This window comes from Brevundimonas sp. Bb-A (assembly GCF_009394735.1).
Lineage (GTDB): Bacteria > Pseudomonadota > Alphaproteobacteria > Caulobacterales > Caulobacteraceae > Brevundimonas > Brevundimonas aurantiaca.
In genome coordinates, this window is the sequence record NZ_CP045456.1 from 1,269,349 (window position 1) to 1,287,722 (window position 18,374).

Sequence of the window (18,374 nt, forward strand, 5' to 3'; positions counted from 1 at the left end):
GTCATGCCCGCCTTTCTCAAAAACAAATGGCTCTGGATCGGCCTGATCCTGATCGTCGTCCTCGTCGTCGGCTTCATGGCCTTCAGCAAGGCCGGCGCGGCCAAGAAGGCCGAGGTCGAAAAGGCCGCCGCCCAGAAGATCGACAGCCCCTACGCCGCCATCGCCAACGGCAAGGCCGACGTCGAGGGCGGGGTGATCAAGGTCGCCGCCCGTCGCGGCGGCGTGGTCCGCGAAGTCTTCGTCAATGAGGGCGACAAGGTCGTCGCCGGCCAGATCCTGGCCCGCCAGGAAGACGACGAGACCCGTCTGGCGGCCCAGAGCGCGGCGGCTGCGGTGTCCGAGGCGCGCGCCCAGCTGGGCATGACGCGGGTGGAGCTGGCGACGGCCCGCCGCGAATATGAGCGGCTGTCGAAACTGGCCGCGACCAATTTCGTCGCCGCCCAGCGTCTGGACCAGGCCCGCGATCAGATCGCCCAGGCCGAGGCCCGAATGGCGTCCCAGAACGCGGCCGTCCAGACCGCCCAGTCCCGCCTGGACGAGGCCCGCTATAATCAGGAGCTGACGGTGATTCGCGCCCCGATGAACGGCCGCATCGCCCGCCGCTACGCCCAGCCGGGCGCCGGCGCCTCGACCCTGAACGTCACGGCCATGTTCGACCTGGAGCCCGAGACCGACCGCATCGTCCGCGCCGAGATCGTCGAGGCCGACCTGCCCAACGTCACCGTCGGCCAGGAGGTCGAGCTGACGCCCGAAGGCGATCCCACCAAGATTTCGGTGGGCCGCGTCCTGCGCCGCGCCGCCGTCTTCGGCGCCCGCCAGCTGCAATCCGAGGACCCTTCGGCCCGCACCGACGAACGGGTGGTCGAGGTCGTGGTCTCGGCCGACGACACCCCCTTCCTGATCGGCCAGCGCGTCCTGGTGAAGTTCATGAAGCCCGGTCAGAAGGCCGGCGTCGCCCGTCCGGTCGCCGCCGGCGTCGGTCCCGCCCAGGCCATGCGCGCGGCGGGACAGAAGTAAGGGACCGCATCAGCGGCCGGTGAAATCCGCCGGCCGCTTTTCCAGCACGGCGGCGACGCCTTCCTGATGGTCGTCGGTCATATGGGCCAGGGCCTGCATGGCGGCCGACAGCTCCAGGATCTGTTCGAAGGTCTGGTCGCGGCCCTGGCGCATCAGGGTCTTGGCCATGCGCAGGGCCTGGGCCGGCTGGGCGGCGATTTCACCGGCGGTGATCAGGGCCTCGTCCATCAGCCGGTCGTGGGGAACCACGCGGTTGACCAGACCCCAGCGCTCGGCCGTCTCGGCGTCGATGCTGCGCCCGGTGAACAGCATTTCAGCGGCGCGGGCGTAGCCGACGTCGCGCGGCAGCCGCCAGGCCCCGCCGTCGCCGGGAATGATGCCCAGCTTCAGAAACGGCACGCCGAAGCTGGCCCGGTCCGAGGCGATGCGGATGTCGGCTGTGGCGGCGATGCCGCAGCCCAGGCCCATGGCCGGGCCGTTGACGGCCGAGACCAGCGGAATCTCCAGATCATAGAGGCTGCGGACGATCCGGTGGACGACGCGGCGATAGCGGGTGCGGATCTCCGCGCCCGAGCCTTCGAACAGGTCGCGCCGGTCGCGCATGGCGGTCAGATCGCCCCCGGCCGAAAAGGCCCGCCCCGCCCCGGTCAGGACGACGCATTTGACCGTCATGTCGGCGTTGGCGCGGGCGCAGGCCTCAGCGAATTCGTCGCCGTCGCCCAGGTCGGGCAGGGCGTTCAGCCGCGCCTCACGGTCCAGCGTCCAGATCAGCACCGCGCCCTGGCGGGTTTCGGCAATCAGCCCCATGGGTCGTCTCCCTTGTTCCCCTCTCATCGTCCGCCGCCGTCGCGTCAGGCAAGGTCGGAATTGCAAAAGCCCCGGTCGGGACCGGGGCTCCTGCACGTCCGGCTCGCGAAGCCGTCAGCGTTTCTTGGGCGTATAGGGTACGAAGTTGGACGGATGGCTGGCCGCCCGTCCCGAGTTAGACGGCATGTGCCGACTGTTGACCAGCATCCCGCCCCACAGGGCGAAGGACATCATGGCGTGTTGGAGGTTGCGCTCCTTATCGTTCATCTTGGCGTCTCCTTTCGCAGAACGATGAAAAGAGACGCGTCGTACCTAGGGATCTCACCATCAGTCGTTTCGCGTCGATGACCAAGATAGCCATCTCCGTCCAAAATGCAAATTTTTAAGTCAGTAACCGGAGCAATTTTTATGAAGATGTCGCGTTGAGCGCGCCCAGCCCGCCCCGGCTTCCGCCGAAGGCGATCGCCACGCCGTGCGTCATGGTCTGCGCCATCGACGGTGAAAGCGGCCTGTGTCTGGGCTGCTTTCGAACCCTGAAGGAGATCGCCGGCTGGCGCGCCCTGGGGGAGGAAGAGCGGACGCGGATCATGGCGGAACTGCCGTCGCGGCGCGGCCGGATCGACCCCGCCAAACTGGGCTGAGGGGGCGGGGTCGGGGGGATGGGCGTTTAAGACTTCGTCAGCCACGTCGCTTCACCGCATCCCAACGGGCGACGGTTATTGAAAGGGCATGATCCGTATCGATCTTCAGTCTGTCGTCGTCCTGGGCGCCTCTCTGGCGGCCTCGTTCGCGACGGCCCTGGCGATCCGTCACCTGGACGGCGGCGCCCCCGCCCTGGCGGCGGCGGCCCGGCCGGAACGCCTCGTCGTCGCGCCCGCCCCGGCTTCTGGGACCGCGACCCAGGTGGTGAAGGGGCCGGACGGTCACTACTGGGCGCAGGCGACCATCGAGGGCCGGGCCGTGCGGGTTCTGATCGACACGGGCGCCAGCGTGGTGGCCCTGACGCGGGCCGATGCGCGACGGTTGGGCGTCGATCCGGCGCCGGACGCCTTTACGGGGCGGGTGCAGACCGCCTCGGGCCTGGCCCGCGCCGCGCCCGTCGAACTGGCGGCGGTGTCGGTCGCAGGCGCGCGGGTGGAGCGAGTCCAGGCCCTGGTGGTCGAAGAGGGGCTGGCCTATTCCCTGTTGGGCATGAGCTATCTGGGGCGGCTGTCGGCCTTTGAGGCGACGCCTGCGGGACTGACGCTGAGGCCCTAAAGATCCTGCATCTGACGCCGAGCTTCGCGGAAATACTGCCAGCCGGTCCACAGGGTGATGACGGCGGCGAACCAGATCAGGAAGACGGCGAAGGATTCGAAGGCCGGCTGCCAGGACAGGGGCGAGCCGTCCTCGTTCTGAAGGCCGAAGGCGTCCCACAGCAGGGTCAGTTGCAGGGCCGCCAGCGCCACCATCTGGACCGTCGTCTTCCACTTGGCGGCCAGTGTGACGGGCAGTTCGATCCGGCCGGCCATGGTCTCGCGCAGGGCCGAGACCGCGAACTCCCGGAACAGAATCAGGCCGCAGGGCAGGGCGATGCCCGGCAGGGAGCCGGACGCCAGCACCCCCAGGATGGCCCCGGTGATCAGGACCTTGTCCGCGATCGGGTCCAGAATGGCGCCCCAGCGGGTGGTCGAGTTCCAGCGCCGGGCCAAAAAGCCGTCGACCCAGTCGGTCGAGGCGGCGATGACGAAGATCCAGAAGGCCCACAGGCCGAACTTCAGCTGGGTCTCGGGCGACAGCCAGGCGTCCAGCGCCCCCGGCGCGGCGCCGGCCAGCATGGCGAACATCACCACCCCGGCGAACAGGCGGATGCCCGTCAGGATGTTGGGGATCGGATTGGCGCGGAGGGCGGGCGCGGTCATGACGGGATCTCCAGCAGGGACGCGAGCAGGGGGTGAAGCGTCTCCGCGAACGGATTGGCGACGGTGACGCCTCGATAGACGAAGCCGTCCTGCATGTCTTCGGAAAGCAGAAGGCCGCAGCCGGCTTCGGCGGCAGCGCATAGGATGATGGCGTCCCAGATCTGGTGCGGGTGGGTGGCGACTAGTTCAAAGGCCGAGAAGACGACGGCTTCGCTGGTCGCGGGCACGATTGCGAGGCGTCGCCAACTGTCCGCGATCTCCGACGCCATTGCGGGTGTCATTCGCGCCTTGCCGGTCAGCACGCGGTGCAACTCTCCCAGGCATTGGGCGGCGACAATGAGCTCATGATCCGCATGAAGCCGGTCGATCAGTCGTCTGCCCGCAGCGCGTCGTGCGGGACCGTTGAGCCCTTCAGCGTAGACGATGACGTTCGTATCGAGGGCGATCCTCAATCGTACAGCTCTTCGCGGGTCCAGGGGCCTATGTCGATCGAGGGCATGGCGCTCCACCGGTCCAACATGGCCTTGAACGCCAGCTGACGGCGCGCGCTTTCTTCCTGCTGCCGGGCCAGTTCTTCCCGTCGAGCAGCTTCCGCGCTTTGACGCGCCACTTCCTGATCCTGCAGAAGGCGCAGACCGTCGCGAACCACTTCGCTCATACTGGCATAGCGGCCTGTGTTCACACGATCTCGAGCGAACTGCTCCAGTTCCGGGGTCAGGTGGACGTTGGTGGCCATGGGGTGAACATAACAAGAATAGGTGAGCCGGGGAAGGCGGTCTTCAACCCAACGGCTCGAACCTCGCCTTGTCGGTGAGGGCGGTCAGGACGCCGTCGGCGATTCCGAAATGAAGCCCGCTGAGCTCCAGTTCGCCCTTGGCTTCACGCTCGGCGATCCAGGGAAAGGTGCGCAGGTTTCGGATCGACAGACGCACCACGGCCTCTTCGGCGGCGCGCTCCAGTTCGTTCGGCGCGACGGTTTCGGCGACGTGCTGAACCACCGGCGTCCCCTGGGCGATCCAGGGGGCCACGAAGTCGGCGACGACGTCGGGCGCGCCGTTGATCATGGCGTTGACCCCGCCGCAGTGGGCGTGGCCCATGACGACTATGCGTTTGACGCCCAGAACCTTGACCCCGAACTCCAGGGCCGCAGAAACCCCGTGCAGCTTGCCGTCCGGTTCATAGGGCGGAACCAGATTGGCGACGTTGCGGACGACGAACAACTCGCCCGGCTTGGCGTCGAAGATCAGGGCCGGGTCGGCGCGGCTGTCGGAACAGGCGACGATCAGGGTGTGCGGCTTCTGGCCCTTTTCGGCCAGGGTTTCGTACTCGGCGTGCGCCTCGGGCCAGTGTTCGGCGCGGAAGCGGCGGTAGCCTGACAGGAGAGGGTCTTTGGACGGATCGGACATGGGGCGGGTATAGGACCCAATCTCGGGGCGGGGGAGAGGTGAAAACGGGAAAATCGCCGTCGCCTCTCCGGTTCCGCACCCCTTCGGTGAGGCGTCTAGGCCCACAGCCAGACTGCGGCCGCCGTATAGAGGGCGATGCCGATCACGAGGTTGAAGGGAAAGGTCACGGCCAGGGAGGCCGTGACGAAGACGCCGGGATCGGCCTTGGGCGCCGCGACCCGCATGGCGGCGGGCACGGCGATGTAGGAGGCCGAGCCCGCAAGGACGGCCAGCATGGCTGCGTCGCCGAGTCCAAGACCCGCCAGTCGTCCCAGGGCCAGGGCGACGCCTGCCGACAGGACGGGGAAGCATAGGGCGAAACCGATCACCGGCCAGGTCAGCTTGCGCCGATCCGTCATCAGGCTGCGCGCGGCGGTCAGACCCAGGTCCAGCAGGAAGAAGCACAGGGCGCCCTGGAACAGCGGATTGACGAACAGGTCCAGCTTCTTCAGCCCCGCCTCGCCTGAAATGAGGCCGACCAGGAAGCTGCCCAGCAGCATCACCGTCGCCGCTCCGACCAGAACTTCGCGCAGGACGACGCCCCGGCCGGTCGACGGCTCGCGACCGGCGCCGTGCATCAGGACCAGGGCGGTCAGGATCGCCGGCGTCTCCATCAGGGCCAGCACCGCCGCCATATAGCCGCCGGGCGCCAGGCCCAGGGCGGTCAGATGCTGCTGACCGGCGGCGAAGGTCACCACCGACACCGATCCGTAGGTGGCCGCGAGGGCGCACAGGGTCGGACGATCCAGTCGCGACGTCCACCGCAGCAGGATGAAGGCCAGGAGCGGCATGAGGGCGCTGAGCGCCAATCCCAGAGCCCCGGCTGTCAGAAAGTCGCCCTGAAGCCCAGCCTCGCGCGCTTCCACACCCCCGCGAAAGCCGATGCACAGCATCAGATAAAGGGAGATCGCCTTGGCGACCTGCTCCGGTATGGACAGGTCGGACCGGGCGAAGGCCGCAGCCGCGCCCACGAAGAAGAACAGGATGGCGGGCGAGGACAGCAGTCCGAGACCGGCGGCGATATCGGGCATGGGGGCTCCAAAACTCAGTGGCGGGCCCTTTGCCCGCCCCGCGCCAGACGCGCCAGTTTATTGACTTGATGTGCGACATAACGAACAGTTATGGCATGACCAGTCTCGACATCGATCTGCTGCGGACCTTCGTGACGGTGGTCGAAACCCACAGCTTCACCCGGGCGGCCCAGCAACGCGGCCTGACCCAGCCGGCCGTCAGCTTGCAGATGCGGCGGCTGGAGCAGCAGCTCGGGGCGCCGCTGCTGGACCGGGGCGGCGCCAGGGTGGGGCTGACCACCGAGGGGGCGGCCCTGCTGCCCCAGGCGCGGCGGCTGTTGAAGCTGAACGACGAAATCATCGCCACGCTGAGCGACGGCGAGCCCGAGGGCGAGGTGCGGTTCGGGGCGCCGGAAGACATCGCCACGGTTCATCTGCCGGGCATACTGGGGGCCTTCGCGCGCAGCCATCCGCGCATCCGGCTGTCGGTGACATGCGACTATACCGCCAATCTGCTGGATCAGCTGTCGCGCGGACTGCTGGACCTGGCCCTGGTCAAGCGCGAGGCCGGGGGCGCCGACCTGGGGCTGAAGGTGTGGAGCGAGCCGCTGGTCTGGGTGGCCCAAGACGCCTCGGTCGCGGAGGCCTCGCCGCTGCCCCTGATCATCGCGCCTGCGCCGGACATCTATCGCAAGCGCGCGCTACAGGCGTTGGAGACGGCGGGGATCGGATTCCGGGCGTCCTTCACCTCGCCCAGTCTTGCCGGTCAGATGGCGGCGCTACGGGCGGGGCTGGGCGTCGGAGTTCTGCCGGCCGCCATGGCGCCGCGCGATCTGGCGGTGGTGAAGACCCTGCCCGCCCTGCACGACAGCGAGATCGCCCTGGTGTCGGCGCGCGGCTCGGGCGGTCCCGCCAAGCTGCTGGCGCAGGAGGTGTTTCGAAGCCTGGAGCGTGCGCCGGATCGCGCCTAGCCCTGAATCACCGCGCCTGGGGATGGAAGAAGGCGTAGATGCGTTCGGCCAGGGCCTGGCTGACGCCGTCCACTTTGACCAGGTCGGCGACGGAGGCGCGGCCGACGCCCTTGGCCGAGCCGAAGGCGTGGAGCAGGGCCTTCTTGCGGCCCGGGCCGACCCCTTCGATCTCGTCCAGCGGATTCCTGCGGATGTCCATCGAGCGGCGCTTGGCGTGGGCGCCGTTGGCGAAACGGTGGGCCTCGTCGCGCAGCCGCTGGAGATAATAGAGGGCCGGGGACTTCAGCGGCAGCATGAAGGGCGGCTTGCCGGGCATGAAGAACTTCTCCATCCCCGCGTCGCGATCCGGTCCCTTGGCGACCCCCACCACGGCGATGTCGTCCAGGCCCAGGTCGGCCATGACGGCCAGAACCTCGGCCAGCTGGCCCGCGCCGCCGTCAATCAGCAGCAGGTCCGGGCGCACAACTTCCTCGCCCTCCTCTTCGTCCTTGACCAGACGGGCGAAGCGGCGGCGCATGACTTCGCGCATCATGCCGTAGTCGTCGCCGGGCGTCAGATCCTCGCCCCGGATGTTGAACTTGCGGTACTGGGACTTCTGGAAGCCTTCGGGGCCGGCCACGATCATGCCGCCCACCGCATTGGTTCCCTGGATATGGGCGTTGTCATAGACCTCGATCCGCTCGGGCCGGGCCTCCAGGCCGAAGGCCTCGCACACCTCGTCGAGGATCTTGCCCTGGGCCGAGCTTTCGGCCAGGCGGCGGCCCAGAGCCTCCCTGGCGTTGGTCAGGGCATGGTCGACCAGGGCCAGCTTCTCGCCGCGCTGGGGTTTGGCGATCTCGACCTTTCGGTCCGCCTTCATCGAAAAGGCTTCTTCCAGCAGCTCCAGCTCGTGCGGCCGGACGTTGGACAGGATCAGGCGCGGGATCGGCTTGTCCTCGTAGAACTGGCCCAGGAAGGCGGCCAGGATTTCGGGATCGGTGTCGGTCTTGTCCACGCGCGGGAAATAGGCGCGCCCGCCCCAGTTCTGGCCGGCGCGATAGAAGAAGACCTGGACGCAGGCCTGGCCGCCGTCGGTGTGCAGGGCGAAGACGTCGCCCTCGGCCACGCTGTCGGCGCTGACGGAGTTCTCCATCGAGATGGCGGACAGGGCGCGGATGCGGTCGCGGACCCGGGCGGCCTGTTCGAAGTCCATGGCGTCGGACGCGGCCTGCATCTCCTGCGACAGGCGACTGATGACGGCCCGTGACTTGCCGCGCAGGAAGGCTTCGGCCTCGGTGACCAATTCGCCATAGTCCTCAAGCGAGATCAGGCCGGTGCAGGGCGCCGAGCAGCGCTTGATCTGGTGCAGCATACAGGGGCGGGTGCGGGTCTCGTAGACGCTGTCGGAGCATGAGCGCAGCAGGAAGGCCTTCTGCAGGGTGTTCAGGGTCCGGTTCACCGCCCAGGTCGAGGCGAAGGGCCCGAAATACTGGCCCGGCGTGGTGTGGGCGCCGCGATGCTTGCGGATCTGGGGGGCGCGGTGGTCGCTGCGGATCATCAGTTCGGCGAAGGACTTGTCGTCGCGCAACACGACGTTGAAGCGCGGCTTCAGCTTCTTGATGAAGTTGGATTCCAGCAGCAGGGCTTCGGTCTCGGTGGCGGTGACCACCAGCTCCATCGACCGGGTGAGCGAGACCATCAGGCCGATCCGCTGGGTGTGGAACCTTCCCTGGGCGTACTGGACGATCCGCTTCTTCAGCGACTTGGCCTTGCCGACATACAAGCACGAGCCGTCCTCGCCATACATGCGATAGACGCCCGGCTTGTCGGGCGCCCGACGCGCCTCGTCGGCGATCAGGGCGGCGGCCTTCAAGGTCGAATCGAGCGTCTCCTCGGTCATCGGGATGGATATAGGGCTTCGCGCGAGGCGGCGCATGTCCTTCCCCCGCTTGCGGGGGAAGTGTCAGCTCGTCGAGTGTAGCGAGACGGCTGACGATGGGGGAGTTTCACTTCAGGGAAGAAGACTTCCCTCTCCGTCGCTGGATCGCTGCGCGATCGACGCGCTGCCTCTCCCGCAAGCGGGAGAGGGTCTGGATTTACGAGCGGCGAACCAGAAGGACGCCGGCCAGAACCAGGCCCACACCGGCGATCCGGCCCAGGTTCAGCGGCTGGCGCGGCACCCCCAGGGCGCCGAAATGATCCAGGATCAAACTGAGCAGCAGTTGGCCCCCGACCATCAGGGTGATGGTCATGGCCACCCCCAGGCGCGGCACGCCCCAGGCGGCGGCCACCACGAAACAGGCGCCGTAGACCCCGCCAAGCCAGGCGTACCAGGGCAGGGCGCGGGCGGCGGCCATGTCGGGCCGGGTCTGCATCAGGGCGGCGAGGATGCCCAGCACCGTCGTGCCCACGGCGAAGGAGATGAAGGCCGCATTCACCGGCGAGGCCACGGCGGTCGCCAGCTTGGCGTTGGTCGGCGCTTGAAGGGCGGTGGCGCCCCCGGCCAGGACGACGACGAGGATGGCGAACAGAGACGGGTTCATGGGCCTTGGCTAGCACGTCGCCGGCCTTTTGTTAGCCCGAGATGAAGCGGGCGGCGCGTTCGCCCTCCGGATCGCCGGCGGCGCCGAAGCCGCGATTGATGGTCATATGGCTGTCGTCGGGGGCGGGAACGACATCGGCGCGGCCGCCGGCGCGGGTCAGGGCCTCGGCCAGGCCCCGGCTCTGGACGGCCGAATCCTGACGCCGGGCGACGTGGAAGATCAGAAAGGGCGGATAGGCGACGCCGGGGCGGACGCGCAGGGTGGGCGACAGGGCGGCGGCCTGATCGCCGAAAGCCTGGTCATAGGTCTGGCCCAGCCACTGGTCGATGCGGCCGTCCCCGCGCGGCGCCGTGGCGTCATAGCCGGCGCCGTCCAGCAGGATCACCCCCGCCAGATCCGACGGCCTCAGCCCGACGGCGCCCAGATAGTCGGGGTCGATCCCGACCAGGGCGGCCAGATGCGCCCCGGCCGAATGGCCCATCAGATAGAGCGGCCGGCCGGGCAGGCGGCGTTTCAGGTCGGCGACGGCGGCGGCGACGTCCATGGCCGACTCGCGGGCGCTGACGGCGGGCGCCAGTCGATAGCCGGTCGAGGCCAGGGTCAGGCCGTGGCGGCGGGCATAGGCCGGCAGCTCATTGACCCGCGTCCGCTCGCCCCGCGACCAACCGCCGCCGTGGACGAACATCAGGACCGGTCCTGCGCCCCGGTCGGCGTAGAGGTCATAGGCCTGAAGCGGATCGGGGCCGAAGGCGACGGTCTGGGACGGCGCCGGGGTCGCCGTGGACGGCCCCGTTCGACGGCGCCGCCGATCTCCGCGCGTTTGGGCCAGAGCAGCATTGGGCAAGACGGCGCCGAGGGCCAGCCCCATCAGGGCCAGGCGACGGGAGACGGGCATAGAAGGATCCTTTCCGAACAGGCTTGGCCGTTCTGAAACGGATCAGCGGATCGTTTCCGTCTCACCAGAGGTCGGAAACCGGGGCGCCGTCGAAGATTTCGGCCAGCCGCGCGCGACAGCCCCGATTGACGTCGGCGGGCAGGGCGGCGGGGTGGAACCAGCCGACCTCGGCGATCTCGCCGCGGCTGGTCGGTTCGCCCGGATCGAAGGCGTCGATGAGGAAGACGGCGACGTGATCGCCGGGAAAGAACCGTTCATTGGAATGGATCGAGACCAGGCGCGGCGCCGACCGCGCAATCAGCCCGGCCTCCTCACGCAGTTCGCGCGCCACGGCCTGATGGGTCGTCTCGCCCCGATCCACCCCGCCCCCCGGCAACCACCAGCCCTTCAGATAGGTGTGCCGCACCAGCAGCACCCGCCCCCCGGCGTCCGTCGCCACGGCCCGCACGCCCAAGGTCTTGCCGCGCGTGAGGCGCGACCAGGCGAAGAAGAGGGGACGGGTGAAGGGTTCGACGTGGATGCGCCAGGTCATGGGGGTGAGGAGAGATATCGCTCGTCTTTAGATAGGAGCATGGGAGCACTGCGACACAAGCGGACAGTGGAAATCTAGCGAAATCTGGACTCTCTCGATTCAGGGGTGCGATCAGTCAGTCACGCTATTCGTCGGATTCGATGTCGATGAACTGATATTTTGGTTTGGGATGACCTGACTTCCGAACAGTGACATTTACCCGGTGATTGACCATCGGTCCGATGAGATCATCGACGACCTCGCCAACATTCTTCACTTTCACGGCGTCGCCTTCGGGGCGAACCACTTCTAGCCAGTCCTTTTCCAAGTCAACCGCCCGCAAAACACCAGTAATCACTTCGTCGGTCGATGGCGCATTCGTGTCCCGTGGCGGCCGAAGCTGGTCCCGAATATGCTTGCGGGTATCATATGTGAGCACGACGCTCGATGCGTCAGAGGGACCTCTAAACGCAATCGCCTCAAACGTTTTGCCCGTAGGGGCGAGGTTCTGCGTAAGCTTGAGGAGAGTTTTTCGATAGGTAGGATCGGGGACGATTTGTTCCATCGTCGCCGCATCGCCTGCACCCGCTTTGACGATCGATAAAAAGGTTTCAGTCAGCAGCTCGGGCTCTGGGTTGTCAGAAGGAAAAAGCTCATGTTGCTGAGGTTTTTGCACGGCAACAATAAATTGGTAACTACCTGGTACAGTTTGGAAAAGCCATGGCCTGTATCTATCTTGTATATCCTTCGCAACCGGCCCCTTCGTACGGTGAGGCATCCCCTTCAACATTTCTACCGTACGGTAATAGATGCTCTGGATATCTTGAACTTTACTTACGATTAGATCCAGCGGAGCGCCGCCGGTGACCACCTGCCCGCCTTTCACGGACACGACAACTTCACCAGGCGCGAACTCAATTCCCGACCCATCTCGGGCCTGCTCGTTCCAGATGGCCTGCAATAGACTTTTGAGCTCCTCATGGGCGAAGGCAGGCAAGGCCGGCTCTGCCGACATCTTGTGGGCGACTTGACCCGCTCGTGCCAAATCGCCGCCTTTATAAAATAGCGCGGCGGCGCTGATGGCGATAATGCCGAGCGTGCGAGGTTTGTCCCTACCGATCTGATCCAGAGCCAGTTGTTCGGCTTCCGCTGCCTCGATGAAGAGCCGGCGCGCTTCATCGGCACGCCCCTGTCGAGCGGCTTGGTGCGCGCATGCTGCTAACGCTTCACTTTTGCTATGCGCGTTGGACCAGCTCATGCTGCCTCCGCCGTGCAAATCTTCAGCGCGTGGAAGGCCACAACACACGCCAGCGCCGGGAGGTTGGATTTGCCTTTTTCCGTCTGGGCAATCTTCTGTCTGAGCCGCGCTTTGATGGCGGTCTCATCACCGGACTCCATCCCGGAAACTTCGAGCCGAAAGCTCGCTTCCAAGTCATCTACGGGGGCATCTGGGGTGTTGACGTAATAGTCGGCCCCGGTGAGCGTTTCTGCGCGTCTTATAGCGACGAGACCGCGCGAACACTCAACGGCCGCAAGCGCAAGGCCGTATGCGCCATTCTCGGTCGTATCGGTGACGTTGTTCCAGGCAGACAAAACGCGGGCATCAACTGGCGAAGCCCACGAAGCCTTGGCGATGGAGGATTTCCCAGTGTCCTCCACAGCGAAATCGACATCTGGTGCATGGTGGCGGTCGAGGCAGACGCAAGCAGCTTCAGCGTAGGCACCCGAGATGCTCTCGGTTACGCCGTAGTGTCTTGCACTCAAATCATGAAACTTCAGCTCATTCGCCATGTTCGCCTCCGCCTCAACGACTACACGGTCTGATGGTGCACGCCAGGAATTTATAGGACGTCACGGTGGCAACGGGTCGGCTTAGTGCATCTGAGTCCAGGTCCTGCGCCATCTCGAAGCGGTACTTGCAAGTGTCGGCTACGGGGCATCTTCCACCCCACCCCACCCCACCCCCACCCCCACCCCCACCCCCACCCCCATCCCCGCTTGAACCGCGCCCCGCCTGCCTCTAAGCCTTGGGGAAACAGGAGGATCACCATGCTGGCTCTCGGCATCATCTTCGGCTTCATCGCCGTCATGGCCCTGATGAACCTGGTCGAGTTCGGTCGGGTTGACTGAAGTCCCGGCGGCTTCGGACGCTTCTGCGGCGCGGGGCGTCGCCCTGGTCACGGGCGGGGCGCGGCGGATCGGGCGGGCCATATGTCTGACCCTGGCCAGGGCCGGGTTCGATGTGGCGATCCATCATCACGCCTCGGGCGAGGCGGCGCGGGATCTGGCCGAGGCGATCGGCGGCCTGGGGCGGCGCGCCTGTCTGTTGCAGGCCGATCTGACGGACGAGGCGCGGGTGCGGGCCCTGGTCCCGGCGGCGGCCGAGGCCCTGGGACCGGTCACGGTGCTGGTCAACAACGCCTCGGTGTTCGAGGACGACCGGATCGGCGGCCTGACGCGCGACAGCTGGGACAAGCATCTGGAGACCAATCTGCGGGCGCCGATCGTTCTGGCCGAGGCCTTCGCCGCCCAGACGGTGGAAGGGGCGATCGTCAATCTGCTGGACCAGAAGGTGCTGAAGCCCGATCCGCGCTTCTTCTCCTACAGCCTGTCGAGAAACGGCCTGTGGTGGGCGACCCAGACCCTGGCCCAGGCCCTGGCGCCGGGCATTCGGGTCAACGGCGTGGGGCCGGGGCCGACCCTGCCGTCGATCCATCAGACCCCCGAGGAATTCGCCGCCGAGGCGCGCGCCACCCTGTTGCAGACGCCGGGCAGCCCCGAGGCGGTGGCCGAGGCCGTGCTGTGGCTCATTGACGCGCGAATGGTGACGGGCCAGATGATCGCCGTCGATGGGGGCCAGCATCTGGCCTGGCGCACCCCGGACATCCAGGAGTAGGTCGCGTGGTTCAGTCGTCGTCGGTGTCGCCGTTTCCGGCGGACGAACCGCTGCGCTGCGAGCGGCTGAGCGTCTTCGTGCGCGGGCTGGAGGTTCAGGCGGGGATCGGGGTCTATGACCACGAACAGGGGCGGCTGCAGACCCTGGTGATCGACGTGACCCTGGAGCTGGAGCCCCGGCCGATCGAGCGGCTGGGCGACACCATCAACTATGAGACCGTCGCCGAGGCCGCGCGCGCCATCGCCGCCGAGGGCCATGTGGGACTGGTGGAGACCTTCGCCGACCGGCTGGCGCGGGCCTGTCTGGACGACCGGCGGGTGATGCGGGCCACGGTGCGGATCGAAAAGCCCGGCGCCCTTTCGGCCGTGATCGCGCCGGGATGCGAGATCGTTCTGGCGCGATAGGTTGCGTCCGCCCGCCTGGGCGGCCATTGTCCTTAACAGTCCAGCCGTCTCGGCGGCGCGAGAGAAGCGTATCCTGTCCATGGCCGAACCCGGCGATCCGCAAGGCTCAGAGTCCGCACAGCCCCAGGCCGCGTCCGACGATCAGGATCACGACGCCCTGGTCGGCTTCGTCTCGGCGGCTTCGCTGGCGGGGCGGCGCCGAGAGCCGGAGGCGACGCCGGCTGCGCCGGTCGCCGCGCCGACCAGGGCCGAGCCCGTGACGCCGGCCCCTGAGCGCGAAGCCGATCTGTTCGATCCGCCCGAGCCCCAGCCCCAGCCCGTTACGGCGCCCGCCCCCGCCCAGCCGGGACCCTTCGAACGGTCGGCCCGGCCCGGCCCGGTGGACGCCCTGCGTGACAGTCTGGAGCGCCGAAAGGAACAGCCGGCCGCGCCGATGAGCCTTTACGCCGTCTATGTGTTGATCCTTCTGGCGGTGCCGACCCTGGGGGTTTCGGCGGTGCTGGCCCTGTTGGCCGTGACCGGTCGCGACGGGCCGGAGGAGCGGCTGGCCGCCAGCCACTTCCTGTATCAGCGGCGCACCCTGTGGATCGCCGCCGGGGCGGTGGTGCTGGGCGGTCTGCTGGTGATCGTCAATATCGGCGTCTTCGTCCTGTTCCTCTTGGCCCTGTGGGTGTTGGCGCGGGGCGTCTTCGGCGTGATGCGTCTGAAGGCCGGGCGGCCGATCGACCGCCCGCGCAGCTGGCTGTTCTGAAAGGACGACCATGACGACCGAACCCAACTTCACCCCCGGCCAGGAGCCGGAAGGCAAGGTCGGCGCCCTGATCGCCTGGGCCCTGTTCATCCTGTCCATCCCCAGCGCCAATGTGCTGGTCCTGGTCGGGCTGGTGGTGGCCTATGTGACGCGCAGCACGGCCGCGGGCGTGGCCCGGCAACATATCGACGCCCAGATCCGCCTCTTCTGGTCGGTCTTCTGGTGGACCATCGCCGCCTGGGTCGGCATCGCCGTCAGCGCCCTGGCCTCGGTGGTGCTGATCGGGATTCCCTTCCTGCTGCTGTTCCTGCTGATCTGGTTCCTGCTCAGCGTCTGGTTCACGGTGAAGAGCGTGCTGGGCCTGATCAATCTGTTGCAGAACAAGCCGATCTGACGCACTCGCCGATGGAACGTCGCGGCGCCCCAAGCTGTTGAGGCTGAAAGGGAGTTGAGCATGGGACCGTTCACCGACGCCAGGGACGATAACCGCTTCGAACAGGTGTTCGACGGCGAGGGCGGAAGCGGACGGGTCTGGGCCGACTACGCCGTGCGCGGCGGGGCGCGGATGATCCTGCACGTCGAGGCCGATCAGGCGCTGCGCGGCTCCGGCGCCGCCGGCCGCTTCATGCAGGCGATGGCCGAATATGCGCGTGAACAGGGGCTGAAACTGTTCCCACGATGCAGCTACGCCGTGGCCTGGCACAAGCGCCACCCCGATTACGACGACGTCCTGGCCTAGACGGCGAAGGGGGCGTGATCAGCCCAGACGGCCCACGATCGTGCGTATGGTCTCGGCCCGTGTCGGCAGGTCGGCGGCGATGCGCGTGGCGACTTCTCGAACGCCGACCGGATAGGCGTCGCCGCCCGAGGCGATGTCCTTGGCCTTTTGCGCCGCCTGGGTCAGCAGTTTTTCGAACTGGTCGATCTCTTCCAGGGCCAGGGCGTGCGCCTCCATCTGCAGGCGCTTAACGCGCTCGGCCGTGGTCTCGGGCGCGCGCATCAGGTCATAGACGGCCGCCTCGGTCCCGACGATGCGCAGCTCGGGCTTGGAATCGGCGCTGGTCTTCTTGGTCATGGAATCGGTCCTCAGCAGAGCTGATGACTGAAGATGATCAAGACCGAGCCCTGCGTCGAGCGTGGCTGTAGCGGTTATGGCGGTTCTGTGGCCGCCTTGCATCGGTCGCGGCCGGTGGAGAGGCGCTTACAGCTCCGGCGCGCGGGCGGGGACCATGGCCGGGGCTGCGACCGGGGCCAGGACGCCGCCGGCGACGGCGCGCAGGGGCGAACGGGGCGTGTGCAGGACCGACGGATTGACGCTGACGCCGTCCTGGGCCGGGGTGACCAGGAAGCCCTTCTTGGCCAGGGCGTCGCCCGAACGGACGCGCGAGGTCCAGACTGCGATGGGGGCGGCCAGCAGCAGCGGCAGGACGATGGGGGCGAACCAGGTCGCCAGGTCGGGGCGGACGCACAGGGGCGCCATGAAGCCCACGCCGGCGACCATCTGCCAGCGCATGGCGCGGAAGGCGTCGGACCAGGCCAGGCCGTCGGCCTCGCGCTGCTGGGTGGTCCAGCCGGTGTCGTGGCCGGACAGGATCTGGATGAAGGCCTTGGTGTTGGCCACCATCAGAATGGGGGCCAGGATGGCCGACAGGGCGATCTCGGCGGCCATGCCCTTGGCGATGGCGCGGCGTCCGCCGAAGGCGCGCCGCTCGGCCGGGCGGCTGAGCACCAGGGCGGCGCCCATGAACTTGGGCCCGATCAGCAGGACGCCGGACAGGAAGGAGGCCAGCATGAAGGGGGTGAACTGCGGGTTCAGGATGTAGAAGAAGCTGGTCCAGTCGACCGGATAGAACATCTGGATGAACAGGCCCACGATCAGCGAGGCCAGCCACAGGGGCGAGGACAGATAGGCCATGCAGCCCATGGCCAGCTGCAGGCGGCTCATCGGCGACAGGCCCTTGGCCGTGATCAGGCCCAGGTGCTGCAGATTGCCCTGAAACCAGCGGTGGTCGCGGCGGATGAAGTCGGTGATCGACGGCGGGGTCTCTTCCCACGACCCGTCCAGGGCGGCGCTGACGTGGACGGCCCAGCCGGCGCGGCGCATCAGGGCGGCCTCGACCACGTCGTGGCTCATGATATGGCCGCCGAAGGGCTTCCTGCCCTTCAGGTGGGGCAGGCCGCAGCAGGCGGCGAAGGCGCGCGTGCGGATGATGGCGTTGTGGCCCCAATAGCTGGATTCCGAACCGGTCCAGTAGGCCAGGCCCGCAGCGGCGACGCGGCCGTACAGGCGCACCGAATACTGGGACACGCGGGCGAAGATGGTGCGGGCCTTGATGATGACGGGGGCGGTCTGGATCAGGCCGACGCCGGGATTGCGCTCCATGGCGTCGACCATGCGCAGCAGGGTCTCGCCGGCCATGGTGCTGTCGGCGTCCAGGACGATCATGTTCTCATAGGCGCCGCCGAAACGACGGACCCATTCGGCCAGATTGCCGGCCTTGCGCTCGGTGTTCTCGGTGCGGCGACGATAGAAGGTCTTGCAGCCGGCGGTCTGGCGGAAGGCCTGGAAGACCGAACGCTCGTCGGCGGCGGCCTCTTCCTTGGTCGAGTCGCTCAGCACGAAGATGTCGAAGGCCGAGGCGGCGCCCAGGCGCGTCAGCGAGGCGTCGATCATCGCCAGACGGGCGAAGGAGGCGCGGGCGTCCTCATTGTACAGCGGCATCAGCAGGGCCGTGCGGGTGCGCGGCAGGGCCGGGTGGGGGGCGAAGGCCAGGTCGGCCTGATCCTTGCCGAGCAGCATGACGAACAGGCCCATCAGGCCGCTGACGAACCAGCAGGAGATGGCGGTGATCAGCACCATGAAGATGCCGAAGGCCAGAACCTCGGTCCCGTCCCAACCCTTGCGGGCGTAGAGATAGAAGGGGGCGATGGCGGACAGGCCGGTCAGGACCAGGGTGCCGGCCAGCAGCATCAGCCGGCGCAGGCCGACCGCGCGCGGGGAGGTGGCGGGGATGGCCTCGGCGACGGCGTCGGGCGCGGTCAGGGACTGGACCGGCATGGCCAGCGGCGCCTCGTCGGGCAGCCAGGACCAGGCCGGGCCCTGGGGCGCCGGGTTCTTCGTCTCGATTTCAGCCTGTTCGACAGGCCGGATCGCCAGCTTGTTCATGCCGCTCTGGACGCCCCCGTGTTGACCATCCGCGCTTCCGAAGGCAGGAAGGCGGTGCGCGCTGCATCGCAGCACGAC

General features: G+C 67.5%; 24 protein-coding genes. 9 read left to right on the top strand and 15 right to left on the bottom strand.

All coding sequences use genetic code 11. The features are described 5' to 3' along the window. Positions 1–3 precede the first annotated feature (3 nt). Positions 4–1,017, top strand: coding sequence for an HlyD family secretion protein (locus tag BSP_RS06265; protein ID WP_152949666.1), 1,014 nt, complete (start codon positions 4–6; stop codon positions 1,015–1,017). A gap of 9 nt (positions 1,018–1,026) precedes the next feature. On the opposite strand, the gene BSP_RS06270 is transcribed toward BSP_RS06265, so the two are convergent. Both BSP_RS06270 and BSP_RS16195 read right to left on the bottom strand, forming a co-directional pair. Then, complete coding sequence (locus BSP_RS06270; RefSeq protein WP_152949667.1) at positions 1,027–1,824, bottom strand: crotonase/enoyl-CoA hydratase family protein; 798 nt, start codon at positions 1,822–1,824, stop codon at positions 1,027–1,029. Positions 1,825–1,938: 114 nt separating this feature from the next. Next, positions 1,939–2,091, bottom strand: a complete 153-nt coding sequence (locus BSP_RS16195; protein WP_007390126.1) for a hypothetical protein — start codon at positions 2,089–2,091, stop codon at positions 1,939–1,941. Between the two features lie 155 nt (positions 2,092–2,246). On the opposite strand from BSP_RS16195, the gene BSP_RS06275 reads away from it, so the two are divergent. Next, a complete protein-coding gene (locus BSP_RS06275) occupies positions 2,247–2,465 on the top strand; it encodes a DUF1289 domain-containing protein (RefSeq protein WP_321208006.1) in 219 nt (72 codons plus the stop codon). Positions 2,466–2,553: 88 nt separating this feature from the next. After that, positions 2,554–3,081: a TIGR02281 family clan AA aspartic protease gene (locus BSP_RS06280; protein ID WP_152949668.1), complete on the top strand. Its 528-nt coding sequence runs from the start codon at positions 2,554–2,556 to the stop codon at positions 3,079–3,081. Here the strand turns inward: BSP_RS06280 and pgsA are convergent. The 5 genes from pgsA to BSP_RS06305 all read right to left on the bottom strand — a co-directional run bounded on the left by pgsA (position 3,078) and on the right by BSP_RS06305 (position 6,201). Beyond that, positions 3,078–3,725, bottom strand: a complete 648-nt coding sequence (pgsA, locus tag BSP_RS06285; RefSeq protein WP_152949669.1) for a CDP-diacylglycerol--glycerol-3-phosphate 3-phosphatidyltransferase — start codon at positions 3,723–3,725, stop codon at positions 3,078–3,080. The genes BSP_RS06280 and pgsA overlap by 4 nt on opposite strands. Continuing rightward, on the bottom strand, positions 3,722–4,177 hold the full coding sequence (locus BSP_RS06290; RefSeq protein WP_054764952.1) for a PIN domain-containing protein: 456 nt from the start codon (positions 4,175–4,177) through the stop codon (positions 3,722–3,724). Before BSP_RS06290 ends, pgsA begins: the two co-directional genes overlap by 4 nt. Further along, positions 4,174–4,461, bottom strand: coding sequence for a type II toxin-antitoxin system ParD family antitoxin (locus BSP_RS06295; RefSeq protein ID WP_152949670.1), 288 nt, complete (start codon positions 4,459–4,461; stop codon positions 4,174–4,176). Before BSP_RS06295 ends, BSP_RS06290 begins: the two co-directional genes overlap by 4 nt. Before the next feature lie 43 nt (positions 4,462–4,504). Next, positions 4,505–5,131: a carbonic anhydrase gene (locus tag BSP_RS06300; RefSeq protein ID WP_152949671.1), complete on the bottom strand. Its 627-nt coding sequence runs from the start codon at positions 5,129–5,131 to the stop codon at positions 4,505–4,507. Positions 5,132–5,226: 95 nt separating this feature from the next. Continuing rightward, complete coding sequence (locus BSP_RS06305; protein WP_152949672.1) at positions 5,227–6,201, bottom strand: sodium-dependent bicarbonate transport family permease; 975 nt, start codon at positions 6,199–6,201, stop codon at positions 5,227–5,229. 95 nt (positions 6,202–6,296) lie between these two features. Between BSP_RS06305 and BSP_RS06310 the strand changes: the two genes are divergently transcribed. Continuing rightward, complete coding sequence (locus BSP_RS06310) at positions 6,297–7,151, top strand: LysR substrate-binding domain-containing protein (protein ID WP_152949673.1); 855 nt, start codon at positions 6,297–6,299, stop codon at positions 7,149–7,151. Positions 7,152–7,158: 7 nt separating this feature from the next. Here BSP_RS06310 and uvrC read toward each other — a convergent pair whose 3' ends face one another. From uvrC to BSP_RS06340, 6 genes are all read right to left on the bottom strand, one after another. Then, positions 7,159–9,030 (bottom strand): excinuclease ABC subunit UvrC, encoded by a 1,872-nt coding sequence (uvrC, locus tag BSP_RS06315; protein ID WP_152951070.1) that lies wholly within the window; start codon positions 9,028–9,030, stop codon positions 7,159–7,161. Positions 9,031–9,226: 196 nt separating this feature from the next. After that, positions 9,227–9,673, bottom strand: a complete 447-nt coding sequence (locus tag BSP_RS06320) for a DMT family transporter (protein ID WP_054764958.1) — start codon at positions 9,671–9,673, stop codon at positions 9,227–9,229. Positions 9,674–9,704: 31 nt separating this feature from the next. Beyond that, positions 9,705–10,568 (bottom strand): alpha/beta hydrolase, encoded by an 864-nt coding sequence (locus BSP_RS06325; RefSeq protein WP_152949674.1) that lies wholly within the window; start codon positions 10,566–10,568, stop codon positions 9,705–9,707. Between the two features lie 61 nt (positions 10,569–10,629). Continuing rightward, a complete protein-coding gene (locus BSP_RS06330; protein WP_152949675.1) occupies positions 10,630–11,100 on the bottom strand; it encodes an NUDIX domain-containing protein in 471 nt (156 codons plus the stop codon). A gap of 124 nt (positions 11,101–11,224) precedes the next feature. Next, positions 11,225–12,337, bottom strand: coding sequence for a hypothetical protein (locus tag BSP_RS06335; protein ID WP_152949676.1), 1,113 nt, complete (start codon positions 12,335–12,337; stop codon positions 11,225–11,227). Beyond that, entirely contained in the window at positions 12,334–12,870 is a 537-nt protein-coding gene (locus BSP_RS06340) for a hypothetical protein (RefSeq protein WP_227976059.1), read from the bottom strand. The genes BSP_RS06335 and BSP_RS06340 overlap by 4 nt, the downstream gene beginning before the upstream one ends. Before the next feature lie 331 nt (positions 12,871–13,201). On the opposite strand from BSP_RS06340, the gene BSP_RS06345 reads away from it, so the two are divergent. From BSP_RS06345 to BSP_RS06365, 5 genes are read left to right on the top strand one after another with little or no spacing between them, the layout of a single operon-like run. Next, positions 13,202–13,975 carry an SDR family oxidoreductase gene (locus tag BSP_RS06345; protein ID WP_152949677.1) on the top strand — a complete coding sequence of 258 codons (774 nt, stop codon included), beginning with the start codon at positions 13,202–13,204 and terminating at the stop codon, positions 13,973–13,975. A gap of 5 nt (positions 13,976–13,980) precedes the next feature. After that, positions 13,981–14,379 carry a dihydroneopterin aldolase gene (gene folB / locus BSP_RS06350; RefSeq protein WP_152949678.1) on the top strand — a complete coding sequence of 133 codons (399 nt, stop codon included), beginning with the start codon at positions 13,981–13,983 and terminating at the stop codon, positions 14,377–14,379. Between the two features lies 1 nt (position 14,380). Next, positions 14,381–15,130 (top strand): hypothetical protein, encoded by a 750-nt coding sequence (locus tag BSP_RS06355; RefSeq protein ID WP_227976060.1) that lies wholly within the window; start codon positions 14,381–14,383, stop codon positions 15,128–15,130. Positions 15,131–15,140: 10 nt separating this feature from the next. Further along, positions 15,141–15,524 carry a hypothetical protein gene (locus tag BSP_RS06360; protein WP_152949679.1) on the top strand — a complete coding sequence of 128 codons (384 nt, stop codon included), beginning with the start codon at positions 15,141–15,143 and terminating at the stop codon, positions 15,522–15,524. A gap of 60 nt (positions 15,525–15,584) precedes the next feature. Beyond that, a complete protein-coding gene (locus BSP_RS06365) occupies positions 15,585–15,869 on the top strand; it encodes a GNAT family N-acetyltransferase (protein WP_152949680.1) in 285 nt (94 codons plus the stop codon). A gap of 18 nt (positions 15,870–15,887) precedes the next feature. On the opposite strand, the gene BSP_RS06370 is transcribed toward BSP_RS06365, so the two are convergent. Together BSP_RS06370 and mdoH are read right to left on the bottom strand one after the other, a co-directional pair. Then, on the bottom strand, positions 15,888–16,205 hold the full coding sequence (locus BSP_RS06370; protein WP_054764965.1) for a hypothetical protein: 318 nt from the start codon (positions 16,203–16,205) through the stop codon (positions 15,888–15,890). A gap of 126 nt (positions 16,206–16,331) precedes the next feature. Continuing rightward, a complete protein-coding gene (gene mdoH / locus BSP_RS06375; RefSeq protein ID WP_152949681.1) occupies positions 16,332–18,296 on the bottom strand; it encodes a glucans biosynthesis glucosyltransferase MdoH in 1,965 nt (654 codons plus the stop codon). Positions 18,297–18,374 lie beyond the last annotated feature (78 nt).